The organism is Paraburkholderia sp. D1E (assembly GCF_052682275.1).
This window is the reverse complement of record NZ_JBQYMB010000001.1, coordinates 6,327,693-6,343,365: the sequence shown is the minus strand read 5'-3', so window position 1 is coordinate 6,343,365 and position 15,673 is coordinate 6,327,693. Positions and strand designations below refer to the sequence as shown.

13 protein-coding genes are annotated in these 15,673 nt (G+C 60.7%); 2 read left to right on the top strand and 11 right to left on the bottom strand.

What is annotated here, in order from left to right; translation table 11 throughout:
* Positions 1-46 precede the first annotated feature (46 nt).
* The gene (locus ACUN0E_RS28610; protein ID WP_445568704.1) at positions 47-931 is read left to right on the top strand and encodes an MBL fold metallo-hydrolase; all 885 of its coding nucleotides are present in this window, start codon (positions 47-49) and stop codon (positions 929-931) included.
* A 123-nt stretch (positions 932-1,054) separates the two neighbouring features.
* Here ACUN0E_RS28610 and ACUN0E_RS28605 read toward each other — a convergent pair whose 3' ends face one another.
* The 11 genes from ACUN0E_RS28605 to ACUN0E_RS28555 form a co-directional block, all read right to left on the bottom strand.
* Entirely contained in the window at positions 1,055-1,837 is a 783-nt protein-coding gene (locus ACUN0E_RS28605) for an SDR family oxidoreductase (protein ID WP_445568703.1), read from the bottom strand.
* 67 nt (positions 1,838-1,904) lie between these two features.
* A complete protein-coding gene (locus tag ACUN0E_RS28600) occupies positions 1,905-3,611 on the bottom strand; it encodes a GMC family oxidoreductase (protein WP_445568702.1) in 1,707 nt (568 codons plus the stop codon).
* Between the two features lie 66 nt (positions 3,612-3,677).
* Positions 3,678-5,177 carry an aldehyde dehydrogenase family protein gene (locus ACUN0E_RS28595; RefSeq protein WP_445568701.1) on the bottom strand — a complete coding sequence of 500 codons (1,500 nt, stop codon included), beginning with the start codon at positions 5,175-5,177 and terminating at the stop codon, positions 3,678-3,680.
* Between the two features lie 364 nt (positions 5,178-5,541).
* Positions 5,542-7,044, bottom strand: coding sequence for an aldehyde dehydrogenase (locus ACUN0E_RS28590; protein WP_445568700.1), 1,503 nt, complete (start codon positions 7,042-7,044; stop codon positions 5,542-5,544).
* Between the two features lie 61 nt (positions 7,045-7,105).
* A complete protein-coding gene (locus ACUN0E_RS28585) occupies positions 7,106-8,242 on the bottom strand; it encodes a hypothetical protein (protein ID WP_445568699.1) in 1,137 nt (378 codons plus the stop codon).
* Positions 8,239-8,535 (bottom strand): hypothetical protein, encoded by a 297-nt coding sequence (locus tag ACUN0E_RS28580; RefSeq protein WP_445568698.1) that lies wholly within the window; start codon positions 8,533-8,535, stop codon positions 8,239-8,241. The genes ACUN0E_RS28585 and ACUN0E_RS28580 overlap by 4 nt, the downstream gene beginning before the upstream one ends.
* 285 nt (positions 8,536-8,820) lie before the next feature.
* Positions 8,821-9,933: a porin gene (locus ACUN0E_RS28575; RefSeq protein ID WP_445570531.1), complete on the bottom strand. Its 1,113-nt coding sequence runs from the start codon at positions 9,931-9,933 to the stop codon at positions 8,821-8,823.
* 643 nt (positions 9,934-10,576) lie between these two features.
* Positions 10,577-11,359, bottom strand: a complete 783-nt coding sequence (locus ACUN0E_RS28570; protein WP_445568697.1) for an IclR family transcriptional regulator — start codon at positions 11,357-11,359, stop codon at positions 10,577-10,579.
* Between the two features lie 58 nt (positions 11,360-11,417).
* A complete protein-coding gene (locus ACUN0E_RS28565; protein WP_445568696.1) occupies positions 11,418-12,302 on the bottom strand; it encodes an IclR family transcriptional regulator in 885 nt (294 codons plus the stop codon).
* Positions 12,303-12,384: 82 nt separating this feature from the next.
* Entirely contained in the window at positions 12,385-13,365 is a 981-nt protein-coding gene (locus ACUN0E_RS28560; protein WP_445568695.1) for an alpha/beta hydrolase, read from the bottom strand.
* Between the two features lie 155 nt (positions 13,366-13,520).
* The gene (locus tag ACUN0E_RS28555) at positions 13,521-14,330 is read right to left on the bottom strand and encodes an SDR family NAD(P)-dependent oxidoreductase (RefSeq protein WP_445568694.1); all 810 of its coding nucleotides are present in this window, start codon (positions 14,328-14,330) and stop codon (positions 13,521-13,523) included.
* Positions 14,331-14,552: 222 nt separating this feature from the next.
* Here ACUN0E_RS28555 and ACUN0E_RS28550 point away from each other — a divergent pair, with 222 nt between their 5' ends.
* Positions 14,553-15,653, top strand: a complete 1,101-nt coding sequence (locus tag ACUN0E_RS28550; protein WP_445570530.1) for an IS5 family transposase — start codon at positions 14,553-14,555, stop codon at positions 15,651-15,653.
* Positions 15,654-15,673 lie beyond the last annotated feature (20 nt).

Below are 15,673 nucleotides of genomic sequence, written 5' to 3'. Positions count from 1 at the left end.
TTCGACGAAGTGGACAAACAACAACGTACGCAGAGAAGACACGATCATGAAACCAATCATGCTGGGCAAGATTACCGTCAGAAAAGTCCCTGAAATAGAAACCAGTCTTCCGATGAACGCCATATTTCCTGGGGTGACGGCACGCAATCTGGCACAACTTAAAAACTGGTATTGGGATGATGCCCTGTCGCTTGCTCCAGCGGACGCGCAATGTGGTCTGAGCATGCATACCTACCTCGTGCAGTTCGACGGCAAGACTATTCTCATCGACAGTTGCAACGGCAACGACAAGGATCGTTCGATGGCCTTCGGTCACCGGCTGCGAACGCCCTGGCTTGACCGCCTGCGCGAGCTCGGCGTCGAACCGGAGGATGTGGACATGGTCATGTGCACCCATCTGCACATCGATCATGTCGGCTGGAATACGCGTCTCGAAGGCGGCCGCTGGGTGCCGACCTTCCCGAATGCCCGCTACGTCATGGGCAGGCGCGATGTTGACCATGTCAGTTCGCCGGAAACGGACGCGTTCAATCGGGAACCCTGGCTTGATTCCATCCTGCCGGTCATCGAGGCAGGGCAAGCCGATATTGTCGAGGAAGACAAGGTCATTCTCGGCAAGATCGGCAACGGCCTTTGGTTGCGCCCGGCCTATGGCCATTCACCGGGGTGTTGCATGATTCACGCGCGGCGCGAAGGCCCGAGCGCACTGTTTTCGGGAGACGTGATCCATCATCCGATTCAGCTGATCCGTCCGGACCTCCACTTCGCCTACGACTGGAACGGTGCCCTCGCCGCACAGGTCCGCACCACCCTCCTGAACGAGATTGCCGGCACGGATACCGTGCTGTTCCCGGCGCATTTCAGGCAAGGATCCGCTGGGCATGTCGAGCGGGATGGCGATGTGCTCCGCTATCGTTTCGTCGACGGATGAACTGACGATCGCTCTTTCGGCGCCGCGGTTTTCACCGGGGCGCCAGCGGGGCGAAATACTCCCGCCGCCTGATTCCGCAATCCCACGAGATCCGTCGGCGTAAAGACTCGCTGACGCCCGTCGTCAGGCCACCGACCGTTTCGATGTGATGCCGCCATCCACCGTGACGATCGTGCCTGTCGTGTAACCCGAGCGGTCGGAAGCCAGATAGACAAACAGGTCGGCGATCTCCGCCACGGTAGCGACGCGGCCCAACGGGTAACCTGCCAGCAGCTCGCCCGAGCGCGCCTCGTCGCCGAGCAGGCGGGCCGCATGGCCTTTGAGCACCTTGACAATGCGTTCGGTTGCAACAGGTCCGGGATTGACGCCTACCACACGAATGCCGTCCTCGAGGCTGCGGCCACCGAGCGCACAGGTGAAGGCCATGAGCGCCGCGTTACCTGTCGTCCCCGCGATGTAGTTGAAGTCGAAGTTCTGGCCGCCGTTCCCGATGTTGCTCAGAATGACGCCGCGTCCGCGCGTCTTCATTTCCGTGTACATCGCACGCGTCAGATTGATGTAACCGAACACCTTCAGCTCCCAGCCCTTTCGCCAGGCGTTCTCGTCGACTTCCCACAGCGTGCCACCCGGAATGGCACCAGCGTTGTTGACGAGAACATCGGCATGTCCCGCAAACGAGATGATGTCCGCGATCGCGCCGGGACTCGTCATGTCGAATGCCAGCACATCGACCACTACACCGTGTGCGGATCGAAGTTCGGCGGCGAGCGCCTCGAGTCTTCCGGCCGAGCGGGCTATCAGCGACAGATGGCAACCCTCGTTGGCAAACGCTCTTGCGAGACCTTCGCCGATGCCCTGTGATGCCCCGGTTATCAGCACACGCCGACCTGCGAGTCGCATTTCCATATCTGCCTCTGGGTGGGCGCCACGCTCTTGCGTTGCGCGCCTTTTATGCATTCGCGCGACGTCTGGATCAGTGCGACGACGTGGTTGCCTGCGGTGTATCGAAGGAGTCGCTGCGATTCGACGAATGTTCCGTACCCTGCCGAAGCGGCCTTACGGCGTCTTGCAGAATCATGTCAGCCGCTTTTTCCCCGATCATGATCACCGACGCGTTGGTCGGGCCGGAGATCGGCGCGGGCATGATCGATGCGTCGGCGACGCGCAGACCTTCGACACCGCGCACGCGCAGCCGGGCATCGACAACCGCGTCCGGATCGCTGTCAGGTCCCATTCGCGCGGTGCCGTTGTGGTGATACACGGTGCCCCCGCGCTGCCGCGCAAAGTCGAGAATTTCGTCGTCGGTGCGCACATCATTGCCGGGAAAAATTTCGTCGACGTAATACGCAGCAAACGGACGAGCCTGCAGCACCGCGCGCGCCATTTTGACGACGGCGACGATCGCCTTCCGATCCGATTCGGCCGCCAGATAGTTCGGCTGGATGATCGGATCGACCTCGATAAGCGCTGACTGCGCCTTCACATAACCTCGGCTTTCCGGGCGCTGCTTGTGGCCGCCCAGGGTCATGCCTGGATAGTGATCAAGCAGGCCGGGCAAACCTTCCCGATAGCTGCCGGGCGTAAACGAAACCTGCAGATCCGGAGTGGGCAGCGACGGATCGGAGCGGAAAAAGAAACGCATCGGCACCGGCCCCATGCTGAGGATGCTCGGCCTGCCGGCGAAGTATTTTGTGATTTCCCATGCGAGCGGCAGTCCGCGGCCGCGCTCGTTGATCGTCGCGATGTTCCTGACCTTGGCTGCAGCACGCAGGTTGTAGTGATCGCACAGATTCGCGCCGACGCCCGGTAAGTTTACTTCGACTTTCACGCCGATCGAACGCAAATGATCGGCGGACCCGATGCCGGAAATCTGCAGCAGGCGAGGCGTGTTCAGCGCGCCGGCCGACACGATCACCTCACGCCGCGCGCGCACTTCACGTTCCGGCGCACCGGGGCCACCCGCACGATAGCGCACGCCAACGGCTCGCCGGTTCTCGAGCAGCACGCGGGTGGCCGGGCTGTCAGTGCGCACGTCGACGCACTGGGTCTTGACGGCCGGGCGCAAATACGCCTGAGCCGCGCTCATGCGGCGCATCGTATGGCCACGCGAGTCGATCGTGAACTGCCAGGGACCGACGCCGTCCTGCGTTGCGGCATTGTGGTCCTCCACGTACGGATAGCCGAGGCTCTTGACCGCCTCGACGAAGATGTCACAGAGCGGGCTCGAATGCACGGGATCCGTGACCGTCAGCGGACCGCTGCGGCCGCGATACCGATCGTCGCCCACACCGATACGCGTTTCGGCCTTCTTGAAGTACGGCAGCACGTCTTCGTAGCGCCAACCCGGATTGCCGCGCTCGGCCCAGCCGTCGAAATCGGCGTGCTGCCCGCGGCTGTACACCATGCCGTTGATCGAGCCGGAGCCGCCGAGCACCTTGCCTTGAGTCAGGCTCAGCGTCCGGTTGCCGGTCGCGGCATTCGGCTCGCTCTTGAAATCCCAGATCAGCTTCGGGTTGAACAGATTCTTGATATAGCCGGCGGGGATGTGAATATACGGACTGCTGTCGGCGGGGCCGGCTTCGAGCACGCAGACCGAATAACCCGCTTCGGACAGCCGCATCGCCATCACGCAACCGGCGCTGCCGGCACCGGTTATCACATAGTCAAATACTTCGCTCATGGTTATCGCCTGTGTAGAGATGAGTCGAACGCCAGTTGACTGGTTCAGTTCAGGTCGGCATGACCGTCAGCCGTCGAGATTGAAATTGACCGTCTTAAGCTCGGTAAATGCCTCGATCGTCGGCCAGCCTCCCTCACGGCCGACGCCCGAGCGCTTCACCCCGCCCATCGGCGCATTTGGAATGCTCGCGTAGCCGTTCACGCCGATCGAACCGCTGCGCATCGCTCGCGCCACCCGGAACGCGCGGTTGACGTTGGCCGTGTACACGCAGCCCGCCAGGCCGTATTCGCTATCGTTTGCAATTCTTATTGCCTCTTCTTCCGTGTCGAACGGAATCACGGACAAGACCGGCCCGAAGATTTCCTCGCGCGCGATCGTCATGTCGTTGCGCACATTCGCAAATAACACCGGGTCGATCCAGTTGCCGTTGGCCAGCTCGCCGCCTGGCGTACCGCCGCCGAACATCAACTCGGCGCCTTCCCGCTTGCCGGTCTCGATGTAGCCAAGAATCTTCGCCCGCTGCCGCCTGGAAATGATCGGCGCGGAAGTCGTGGCCGGATCGAACGGATCGCCGAAGCGTACTTTCTTCACCTGCTCGGCGGCGTGGTGCAGGAATTCGTCCATGATCGACCGGTGCACCACGGCTCGTGTCGGCGTCGAGCACACCTGGCCTGACAGGAATGTCGAGCACAGGCCCATCAGCGTGGTCGCGGCGGCCGCGACGCTCTGCGTGTCGGGGAATACCAGCGCGGCGCTCTTGCCGCCCAGTTCGAGCGACAGCCGCTTCATGCTCGGCGCGCTTGCGATCGTGATCTTCTCGCCAACGACCGGGCTGCCGGTAAACGTCACCTTGTCGACGCCCTGATGCGACGATAGCGCCGTGCCCGCCTCCGCAGCCCCTGTCACGATATTGAACACGCCCGGCGGCAGATCGCTTTCCGCGATGATTTCCGCCAGCCGCATCACGGCGAGGTTCGTGTATTCCGAGGGCTTGACGACCACCGTGCAGCCGCACGCGAGCGCGGGCGCCACCTTCAGCGCGAACGTCAAGACCGGGCCGTTCCACGGCAGGATCGCGGCCACCACACCGACCGGCTCGCGGAACGTCATGTACTGCATGTTCGATGCGCTGGAGAACTGCGGATAGGTCTCGCCGTTGATCTTGTCGATCCAGCCGAGGTAATGATCGAAGATGTCGGCTGCCGCCTTGGCGGACACGCGCGAGTTGCGGCTAAATGTAAACGGAATACCGTTGTCGAGCGTCTGCAGCTGCGCGATTTCCCTCTCCGCCGCGTAGAACCGCTCGACGATCGGCTGCAGCAGCCGCTTGCGATCCTGTGCGCGCATGTGCGGCCAGGGCCCTTCGTCGAACGCGCGCCGGGCCGCCGCGACCGCCTCATCCACGCCGCGCCTCCCTGCCTCCGGGAAACTCGTCATTACCTCGTTCGTCGCCGGATGGATCTGGTCGAAACGCTCGCCGTCCCAGTCGCGCCAGCTTCCCCCAATGAATAGCCGGCCGGGACGAACGTTCAACTCGTCGCGCATAGGTATCAAACTAATCGACATGAATGGTTTCCTTTGTATTTAAGGTTGCCGACTGTCGCGCGTCACCAGGCAAGAAAGCACACAGATTTTTCTGATTCGATACGCACAAAATAATCTAACCATCGTTAGATACGTTCGCATATGTAAAACCGCCCTCACTATCGGGGATCACGCTGGTAAGTCACGCCGAGCGGTGTGTCGCCCGATTTGATCCCGCGGAATTCTCGAATATCTGTTTTGAAAGACAGGACAGATTGATTCGCCGGCGAGGCGCGTTACATTGAAAGCCCACACTAAAGAGGCCGGTTTCCCGATCGACGCGCCCATGCCACGGACGGCCTCGTCGACCGGTTGATGATGCCGCTCAACGATAGAGACTCTACGCTCACGAATCGGCTCCGATATGCGACGGTCTGCCGTTGAGAATCACCGTCTTGGCTTCGAGATACGGCAGCAATCCTTCAACGCCGCCTTCGCGGCCAATGCCCGATTGCTTGAAACCCCCGAACGCGATCGAGAAATCGGTACGAAAGACGTTGTGTCCGACCGTCCCGGAACGAAGCTGGCGCGCAACCGAATAGGCCCGATCGGCATCGTTCGTGAAGACCGAATTGTTCAGCCCGTAGATGGTGTCATTGGCGATTTCGATGGCGTGCTCCTCGCTGTCCGCGGGAATCACACTCAATACCGGACCGAAGATTTCTTCGCGCGCGAGGGTCGAGTTGTTATCGACATTCCCGAAGACCGTCGGCTCGATATAGAAACCTCGGCTCAGGTGTTTAGGCCGGCCACCGCCGACCGCTAACGTCGCGCCTTCTTCCAGGCCCTTGGCAATCAATCCCTCGATCCGGTCGCGCTGGCGGCGCATCGCCACCGGGCCAAGTTGGGATGCCGGGTCGAACGGGTCGCCGGGCCGCATCGTACCGAAACTCGCGGCCAGCGCCTCCACGAGTTGATCGTGACGCTTGCGGCTGACGACGATTCGAGTCAGGGACGAACACACCTGCCCGGACAGGAAGCAGGCTGGCGCGGCAAGCGACTGCGCTGCTGTCTCGATGTCGTAGTCGTCCAGAATAACGGCCGCCGATTTTCCGCCGAGTTCCAGCGTATACCGGCCGATCCGGTCAGCCATGATCGATGCGATCCTGCGCCCGACTGCAGAGGATCCGGTGAATGTCACTTTGTCGATACCTGGGTGCCGCACCAAGGCTTCTGACACTTCGCGCTCCGCCGTGACGACATTCACGACGCCCGGTGGCAGACCCACCGCCTCGGCGATTTCCGCCATGATGTATGCGGCGCCGGGCGCCTCAGGAGAAGCCTTGATGACGACAGTGCAACCGGCAATCAGCGCCGGGGCCAACTTATGCGCGATCAGCAGAATCGGCCCGTTCCACGGGATGATCGCGGCGACGACGCCAACCGGTTCCCGCACCAGAAGCCCGACGTCGCCGCCACCCGCGGGATGGTGCCGTTCCTCCCAAGGGAAGGTGTCGGCCAGTCCGGCATAGAAGTCATAGTGGTGACTCGTGGTAGGCGCCATGGCCTGGGCGACCGGATAAAGAATCCCCATTTCATTGGGCCAGATCTGTGCCACATCCTCGGCTCGTTCGGCTACCTTCCTCGAGATTTCCCGCAGGTAGTTCGCGCGCTCCGCGTGCGACAGCCTGGGCCACGGACCTCGATCGAAGGCCGTGCGCGCAGCCGCGACGGCAGCGTTGATATCGGCCTCTTTCGCCTCCGCTACGCTCACATAGATCTCCTCCGTCGCCGGGGCGATCACGTCGAGTCTGGCGTCAGTCGACGGTTTAACCCATGATCCACCGATGAAAAAATGGTCGTGATGACCGAACGGAACTTCAGATCGCCTGGCAGTTGCATTCGACATTGAATGATCTCCGATTTTTTAAAGAGTTGCGGCATGGATCGAGGCGTGCCGCTCGCGATGGTCAGACGAACGCGCAGCTTCTCAGCAGGCGTCCGGGCAATGCTCCACCAGGTACACCGTTCCGGTAAGTGATCTCGCCACGGACGAGCGTGGCGGTGTAGCCCTGCGCGGACTGGACAATGCGCCGCCCTCCCGCAGGCAGATCGTGAACCGGCCTTGGCGCGCCCAGTTCGAAGTTCACGTAGTCGATCACGTTAATGTCCGCCTTCATGCCCAGGCGGCGAGCACGCGCACCCAGCGCCTGGTCCGGCGCCGGCTCGTAATCGGGGGATTCGCCGAGCGCGAACGCCTCTTCAAAACTGGAGACGATTGCAATGAACACCGGGTTTGTGTGAACAGGTTGTTCCGCGAGGATCGCGCGGCGCCGTTCGGGATCGCGCATGGCGGCGACGCGCTGCTTCAACGGAAGAGCGTGGATCTTCACATAGCTCGGATGAAAACGGAACGGATGAAACGAAAGGTCCAATCCGAACAGCAATCCCACCGGCCGCGGAAAGACCTGCGCCATGATCGGCAGTCCGTCCTCGCGCGCTTTGCGGTTGAGGGCGAGCATCGCGTCCGGCGGGCCGATCGTGACAGATTTCTCAACCAGCGAGTAACTGACCGGCCGCCCCGAAATTTCGGCAAGCCGGCGAATCAGGTTCATCTGTGTCTCGGCGTCGGAGCCGCCCCCGAAGCCGTCGGTGATAATCTGGAACACGCCGCGATCGGCTTCTTTCAAGCCTTGGGCAAGCGCGTATAGCTCATCGACAGCAGCCCGGACGCTGGGCGCAAGCTCGCCTTCCACGGTGCGATGTCCGGCGTGCTGCGAACTGCTCACGCCGAATGCACCGGCGCGCATCGAATCGCGCACGATTCGCGTCATCTCACGCAGTTGTTCCGACGCGCTCGGATGCCCATCACGTCCGTCCATCGCATACACGCGCACTGCACTGTGCGGCACCTGCGTGGCGAAATCGATGTCGTATCGGCGATTGCTCAAAGAATCGAGGTATTCCGGGAAGGTTTCCCAGTTCCATGGGATGGCCGCCGTCATGACGACTTCGGGAATGTCTTCCACGCCTTCCATCACCTTGATCAGCGTGTCGCGCTGGGTCGGCCTGCATGGCGCGAAGCCCACCCCGCCGTTGCCCGTCACGACGGTGTCACGCCATGGTTCGACGATGGCGCGAGGCGGTGTTCCCAGGTCACCTGGCCGTCGTAGTGCGTGTGGATATCGACGAAACCGGGCGTTACGATCTGCCCTGCCGCGCAGATTTCTTCGTGGCCATATCCTGACACCTCCCCGATCCGCACGATCTTGCCGTCGCGTACCGCAACATCCGCAATGCAGCCAGGGCTGCCACTGCCATCAATGACCGTGCCCGAACGAATGACGACGTCGAATGGCGCATACTCTGACTGAGAAGCCGAATGCCTCGATGCACTCATGAGAGCCGTCTCCTAGTTTCTTATGGGGGTACTTTCTGAAACTTGGACGAATGGCAGGAGCGCGTCAACCCGGAACGACGCGGATTTCCGTACTATGAAAGTATGGGGACAAACGGCTTGGGAAGCACCCTGATTGATAAGCTACCTGATGATCTACGGACCACTCTTGCCCCGGCAGGCCGCCTCGCTCCGATATCGTGCTGGAAACCAGGCCTGAGCGTGCCTGCTGAGCCGCCCACATTACGGGCGGATCAGCAGGAGACACTCTTGGCAGTCCGCGTTGAATCAGAACTTGTGGAGAATACCCACACCGCCTCCGACAGTCGTGCCCGGAGGCCCCTGCAACGCGCCATCGACGTCCAGGCCGAACGCCTCGCGGCCGTGATTGTTCACGACCCCCACCTGAGCGTACAGCGCGGTTCGCTTCGACAGTGAATAGGTCGTGCCAAGCGCGGACACGAGCGCGTGATTGTTGGATTCATTCGGGTTCCGGATATACCAGACACCCGCATCGATATCCAGAAACGGTGTGGCCTGATAGTCGAAACCGCCGCCCCAGATGTTGTTGTTACCGCCGCCCTGCACTCCATTCAAAACGGTCTCAGGCGCCTTGTAGCTTGTGAAGGACGCCTTCACAGTCCAGTTGGAGAAGCGATAACTCGCGCCGACCGTCCGCCCTTCGACCGGCATTTCAAACAAGGTATTGCTTACGGTGGCGTCGCCACCCCCGCTCGCGTCGAGGATCGCCGCATTGACCACAAGGCCGCCATACTCGTATTTCAGGCTCGCCGAGTAAGAGCGTCCTGCCTGGAAATTTCCAGGCACGCCGCCAAGCGAATACATAAAACTCCCGGTAAAGCCGGCGATCCTGGGCGTCTTGTAACTGATCGCGTTTGAACTGAACGTGCCCGTAAACGTGTTGGAAGCGTAGATCGTAATTGCGCTCCCGAACTGGCTCATGCTGCGCGGGTCAGTGTCGTACACCGCGAGAATAAAGGGCGAAAATTGCAGACCCGCCTTCAGTTCACCGAGATAGTTCGAAAGGGACAGCCACGCCTGCCTGCCGAAGATGCCCCCATTGGTGTTATCGAACCCACCATTAGCCAGGCTGATGCCGCTCTCCAGTTTGAATTTCGCCTGCAATCCGCCGCCAAGATCTTCCTGGCCAGCAAGCCCGAATACAGAGGGCTCCGTTCCGCTACTGACGAATTCAAACTGCTTGCCGGTGTTGAGTCCCGTTGTCGGACTCAGGGATTTATTCGTATACAGCAGCCCTGAGTCGAGCGTGCCATACAGCGTCACGCTTCCCTGCGCATAGGCTGCCATTGGCAACAAAGCGACTCCCGCCACCATGACAACCCTCGTCATCCAACCCTCCGCAACTTCCAGAACTCGCATCATTGTCTCCTTACCTAAAATTAGTATTCCTAGTTATTTTTAATATTCTTTAATCTTTACTAACCTATCAACCCGCCACGCTCGCCTCTTCTCTGGCACGCGCCCATCTCAACCGCAGCAGACCAGATGAATTCACATCTCTCAATTTCCATTCAAAATAATTCGTTATCCTTATATATAAGAAAACACTTAAATGAATCCAGAACGGATCCAGACCCTTGCTTCGCGCGAATCTTTAAGCAGGTCCGTTCCGTGCAGCCCTATCAAGAGTGTCAGCTCTTATGCAATCGATGCCGAAGTACCAGTGTGCCTCTCGCAGCCGCCATATCGATCTTCAGACTCGTTGATGAAACCGCTTCAATCCGAATGAAGCTCGCCCGAGGTTAATTAATCAGGATGGCAGTTATTTTGTGAAGAAACGGAAAACACCTACGCATACCGGTCCTTCAGACGAGCTCCCACGTCGTAGCAAGAATGCTTTTTATAATGAAGGACAGCGCGTGACGACGTCGGATATGTCCGGTTGCTCGCCGTTTATTCACAATGCAGGTTGCATCGAGTCGCCGTCAACGTACTCTGCGAAAGAGTTCCGTACTCTGATACGGTTGCAAAAATGCTGCCGTGCGTAAAAGCCCGTGTTTCATCACGAGGGCTGGAACCGGACATCGCAAAGCAGCGACTCCAGTTCAACCGTGGCCTGCTTGAGTTCCGGCATGATGCGTCTTCTGATAGTGTCCGGATCCGGTGTCAATTCAACCGCGCCGCAACTCAGCGACATCAGTGTTGCCGGATGCCCGACCCTGACCGGCAATGCAATCCCGTATGCATTACGCTGATAGTCACCGATCGACATGCAAACACCGGTCGCACCCAGATCCTCGAAAGCGGTCTCGATACCGATCCTGACTTCCTCGGCTTGCGGACCCGCCGCCTCCAACAATTGCGCAATGTGGCGACGCTGCGAATCCTCGGGCAGCCCCCAAAGCCAGGCCCTGCCGATGGCCGTCATGCCCATCGGCAGCAACGAGCCGACACCCAGTTGCAACGTTGAAACTCGAGCGCTGTATCGATACGCGATGTACAGCATGTCAAGGTGGTCGGGCATGGCAAGGGCCACGGAGACACCGAGCCGATCCGCGAGTTGCTGCATGAGCGGCTGGGCCAGGCGCGTGACCGGATTGGTCGCCAGATACGCCTGTCCGATGCCGAACACACCCGTAGCCAGTTCGAATCGTGGACCACCCGCAACGCGGCGGATGAAACCCAGCTGAATGAGTGTTGACGTCAGGCGCGAGACCACCGACCGGGACAGCCCCGTGCGGCCTGCCAGTTCTCCATTCGTCAGGGGTGCGCGATCGGCATGAAACGCCCGAAGCACCTGGAGCCCGCGATCGAGCGTCATGGTCACTTGGATAGGGCGAGACATAGCGGCTCCTGATTGGGGTGGCATGGTTGCATGTCGCGCATGCATGACCCGCGCGCGGTCAGTCGCGTACCGGCAGGTGCGCCTGCAGCAGTTGAGCCGTTGCGACGAGCCGAGGCCCGAGTTCCAGCTCGATTCGGGTTCGCGCCATGCGGGCAGTGCGTCCGACGCAGCCCAGCACCCATGGCGGGCGGTCGGGAAGTGAGACGGGCGCAGCGACGCAGGCGAGTTCTGGCTCCCACTCGCCATGCAACATGCAGAAGCCCAGTTCGTGCACCTGCGCGATCTTTTCGCTCATCCGGCGCCGTATCGACGATGGCCAGGCATTGCCTGCCTTGCGCTCCACCTGGTTTTGCAAATAACAACGCTCTTCTTCTGGAAGGATCGCGAGCAACGCCCATCCCATCAGCGAATAAGCTATCTGCATGCGCATGCCTGGCAACAGTCGCAAATCGAGCACCGCGCGGCTGCCTACCTGCGTATCCAGGACAATCACGTCGAGCCTGTCCCGCGTGCCGAGCAACAGATAGGTATCGGTCGCCTCGGCGAATTTCCGCATTTCGACGCTCGCGAACCGCAGGATGTCGGGATCGGCAATGGCCGCATAGCCGAGCGCCAGCGCAGCAGGCGCCAGCGAATACTTCCTGCTCCCTTCGTCGTGGTGAAGATAGCCGAGCGCGACGAGCGAGCGCAGAAGCCGCAGAACGCTCGGCGCAGGAATGCCGGTCTCCAGCGCGATGTCCAGATTTCCCAGCCACGCCTTCCCAGGGCCGAACACCGACAGGATGGACAGGCCGCGTGCCAGAGGCGTCACCATGGCATCGCTTTCCGCCCGCCTTCCTTGCGGCGGCAAGGGCCATGCCGTGTCGACGCCGTGTGGCCCATTGCGTGACCTCCCGCCATCCTGCGGCGGCCAGGACCTTTCGGATTGCATGCGCGTCTCCATCTACTGCTTATAGGACCGTGTGTCGGTCCACTGTTGCGCCTGTGATGCTCGAATCCTACTATGATCGGGCCCGCTTTGGCGATCACCCGCGCGACCGCATCGCAAGCCGGCTAAGCTGATTGCAGACGAAGCCGAGTCCGTGGCGGCTTCCGGGCAAAATTCCAATCATCATAAGGAAACCATGCATCTGTCCCGCAGCTCGCAGATGATGTACCGGCACCCCGGCTTGTTGCAGGCGCTGTACGTACGCTTCGCCCTCGTCGCGAAGCACGTCGTGTTCGGCCGTGACGACGATCGCTTCCGGCAATCCGGAGAGATCGGGTTCGCGAAGCGGTGATGCCATGGTTGAGTATCTGGCAGCGTCCTCCGGCGCATATTGCTTCCAATACCACTTCATCGCGTCGCGATTGGTCAGGAGTTGATTCTCGGGATCGACATAGGAAGGCCGATCGAAGCGGCAGTCGGTCACAGGATAGACAAGCAGTTGACCAGCAAACATTACTGTTCGCTCTTGCCGGGCAAGCAACGTCGTCGCAATCGCGAGGTTTGCGCCCGCGCTATCGCCGCCGACAAGGAGCGGCAGCTCGGCGCTCAGCAATTCGACCTGTTTCGCGGCGAGCCACTTCGTCGCTTGCCATGCGTCCTGAACGGGTCCCGGAAAGGGATGTTCCGGTGCTTTCCGGTATTCGACGAGCGCGACGACGACGCCTGCGCCGGTGGCGATTTCCCGACAGAGCGGATCGAATTCCTCGATCCCTCCAACCACCCAGCCGCCGCCGTGAAAATAGATGAGCAACGCTGCCGGGTGTTGGTTCGGCACATACAGACGTGCACGAAGGGTGCCGTTGCCGACGGGGATCGTGAGCGAAATGGCGTCACGCACATTGGCGCCGGCGAACAGGATCGTGCTGATCCGGGCGAAGGCTGCACGCGCCTCGTCGGGTGTCATCAGATGCCGTGGCTTCGATGACGCCGCAGCGATCTTGTCCATGAATGCACGGGTTTCGTGATCCAGGCTCATGATGGCTGTCTCCGTCCAGGAAGGTGCGCGCTGCCACAGCAATCAGTCGAGCGAACGCGCGACGCAGTAGTGCGATACATACGGGGTCTCCTTGACTGTCCTGTCGTTGAGCGAACAACTAGATCGAGATTTTCTGAGGTCCCCGCACACTGACAGCCGTCTGGGCGGCCTCAACATTGAGGACTTTGGAGCCGCTCTCAGCAGTAGACTGATGACTGATGGCGGTCTACAGTTCCGACGGAAGCCCGGCGAGAGCCGTTTCCACGCCACCAAACAGATTCCATCCAAGCGCGCGGTCGCGCCTGCATCCACAAGGATGTTTGCGGAGGCCGCGTCGGACAGAAGGAACTCGATCCGGCCAACTCGGCGGGTGTGATCACACGTCCGAGAGCGGCTTGTCGCGCCATCACCGCCGGGTCGCGTTCGCCACGTGCGTAGCTTGCCTCGATCATGGGCGTGCATACGGGACCCGGTGATACCACATTGACGCGGACGCCTTGCCGCCCCAGGTACACCGCCAGCGCACCCGTCAGGTTGATCATCGCCGCCTTCAACGGGCCATAAGCGAGATGCGGCGTCGCGGTCATACCCGCTAACGAAGAGATGAGCACGATGCTGCCGCGCCCACGCGACGCCATACGCAGTCCGACCGAGCGGCAGACCGCATAAGCGCCGCGTGCGTTGATGTTCAGTATCCGGTCCCAAACCGACATGTCCGTTTGCAATGGACCTTGCGCGGGAGGGATCACGCCTGCCGCAAAGACGAGTCCGTCGATGTCGCCGCATTCGCGCTCGATGGTTTCGATATACGAGGGGATCTGCTCGGCGTCACCGACATCAAACTGATAGGCGCGGCCGTCGATTTTCTCCGCCACATGTGCGGCGGCCTGCCCGTCCCGGTCGGCCACGATCGGCATCCAGTTCGACGTGAGCGCGGCACAACACGCGACACCGATCCCGCCGGCTCCGCCGACCACGAGCACGAGCACGTTCTTGCGCGAAACCATGAAATCCTCCTTGGATTCGGTTCTAACACCGGAAGCATTGAAACGCGTTACATAGTGGTTACAGACACGCACGCGGACCGGGGCTGCGGATGGGGCAATGTAGACGAAGCGGGAAAGCTCCCTGGTGCCCTAGCAGGCCGGTGAAATACCTCATGTAGCGGTCATCCGGGACGCAGGTGTAAACGTTGAACTGATGTCATCAATGAGAGCGAGATGGAACGGATGCGTGGGCCAGATGGTTTTACCGAGTCAATGTTCACCGTGTTGAAGCTGGATGATTTCGTGCCGAAGGACCATCCGTTGCGTCCGATTCGCAGTTGGCTCAATGACGCGCTCAAGCGCATGGACGACGTTTTCGCGCGGATGTACGAAGCTGACGCGAAAGGTGGCCGGCCGAGCATCGCGCCGGAGAAGCTGGTGCGAGCTCTTTTGCTGCAGGTGCTGTACTCAGTTCGTAGCGAGCGCATGCTGGTGGAACAGATTTCCTACAACATGTTGTTCCGCTGGTTCGTCGGCCTGCCGATGGACGGGACCGTGTGGGACCACTCGACGTTCAGCAAGAACCGCGACCGGTTGCTCGAACACGATGTGCTGGTGTTGCTCTTCAACGAGACAGTCGAGACCGCGCGCGAGCGCGGATATCTTTCTGGAGAGCACTTTAGCGTTGACGGCACGTTGATTCAGGCATGGGCCGGGCATAAGAGCTTTGTGCCCAAGGCAAGTCCGGACAAAGACGACACGCCTCCTGACGAACCGCCCGCGCCGAATGACAACTGGCACGGACAGAAGCGCAGTAACGAGACGCACCAATCCACGACGGACGAGCAGGCGCGCCTGTTTCGCAAGAGCAAAGGAACCGGAGCGATGCTCTGTTACATGGGCCACGTGCTGACCGACAACCGGCATGGCCTGGTGGTCAACGCACAGGTGACGCTGGCGACGGGCACCGCCGAGCGCGACGCGGCCGGGCGGATGCTTGCTGATGCCGCAAGTGTTGCACCGGGCGCCATCACGGTCGGGGCGGACAAGAACTACGACACCGCCGGCTTCGTGGCCAGTTGTCGAGCGAACCGTGTAACGCCGCATGTGGCACAAAACGATGGGCGTCCAGGCGGTTCAGCAATTGACGAGCGAACTACGCGTTGGCCGGGTTACGCGGTCAGCCAGCAAAAACGTAAGCGCATTGAGCAGGTGTTCGGATGGGGCAAGACAGTCGGACGAATTCGACAAGCGATGTATCGAGGACTTGAACGCGTAGACCAGCTCTTCGTGTTGACGCAGGTCGGCTACAACCTGACGCGTATGCGCACACTTGCCGGTTGAGGAGCAGGAAGCAATGGATA

Excerpts from the sequence above, each read along its gene's own strand:
- ACUN0E_RS28570 (WP_445568697.1), bottom strand. The coding sequence starts at position 11,359 with ATGTCTCGCCCTATCCAAGTGACCATGACGCTCGATCGCGGGCTCCAG.
- ACUN0E_RS28610 (WP_445568704.1), top strand. The coding sequence starts at position 47 with ATGAAACCAATCATGCTGGGCAAGATTACCGTCAGAAAAGTCCCTGAA.
- ACUN0E_RS28595 (WP_445568701.1), bottom strand. The coding sequence starts at position 5,177 with ATGTCGATTAGTTTGATACCTATGCGCGACGAGTTGAACGTTCGTCCC.
- ACUN0E_RS28580 (WP_445568698.1), bottom strand. The coding sequence starts at position 8,535 with ATGAGTGCATCGAGGCATTCGGCTTCTCAGTCAGAGTATGCGCCATTC.
- ACUN0E_RS28555 (WP_445568694.1), bottom strand. The coding sequence starts at position 14,330 with ATGGTTTCGCGCAAGAACGTGCTCGTGCTCGTGGTCGGCGGAGCCGGC.
- ACUN0E_RS28575 (WP_445570531.1), bottom strand. The coding sequence starts at position 9,933 with ATGCGAGTTCTGGAAGTTGCGGAGGGTTGGATGACGAGGGTTGTCATG.
- ACUN0E_RS28605 (WP_445568703.1), bottom strand. The coding sequence starts at position 1,837 with ATGGAAATGCGACTCGCAGGTCGGCGTGTGCTGATAACCGGGGCATCA.
- ACUN0E_RS28565 (WP_445568696.1), bottom strand. The coding sequence starts at position 12,302 with ATGGAGACGCGCATGCAATCCGAAAGGTCCTGGCCGCCGCAGGATGGC.
- ACUN0E_RS28550 (WP_445570530.1), top strand. The coding sequence starts at position 14,553 with ATGCGTGGGCCAGATGGTTTTACCGAGTCAATGTTCACCGTGTTGAAG.
- ACUN0E_RS28590 (WP_445568700.1), bottom strand. The coding sequence starts at position 7,044 with ATGTCGAATGCAACTGCCAGGCGATCTGAAGTTCCGTTCGGTCATCAC.
- ACUN0E_RS28600 (WP_445568702.1), bottom strand. The coding sequence starts at position 3,611 with ATGAGCGAAGTATTTGACTATGTGATAACCGGTGCCGGCAGCGCCGGT.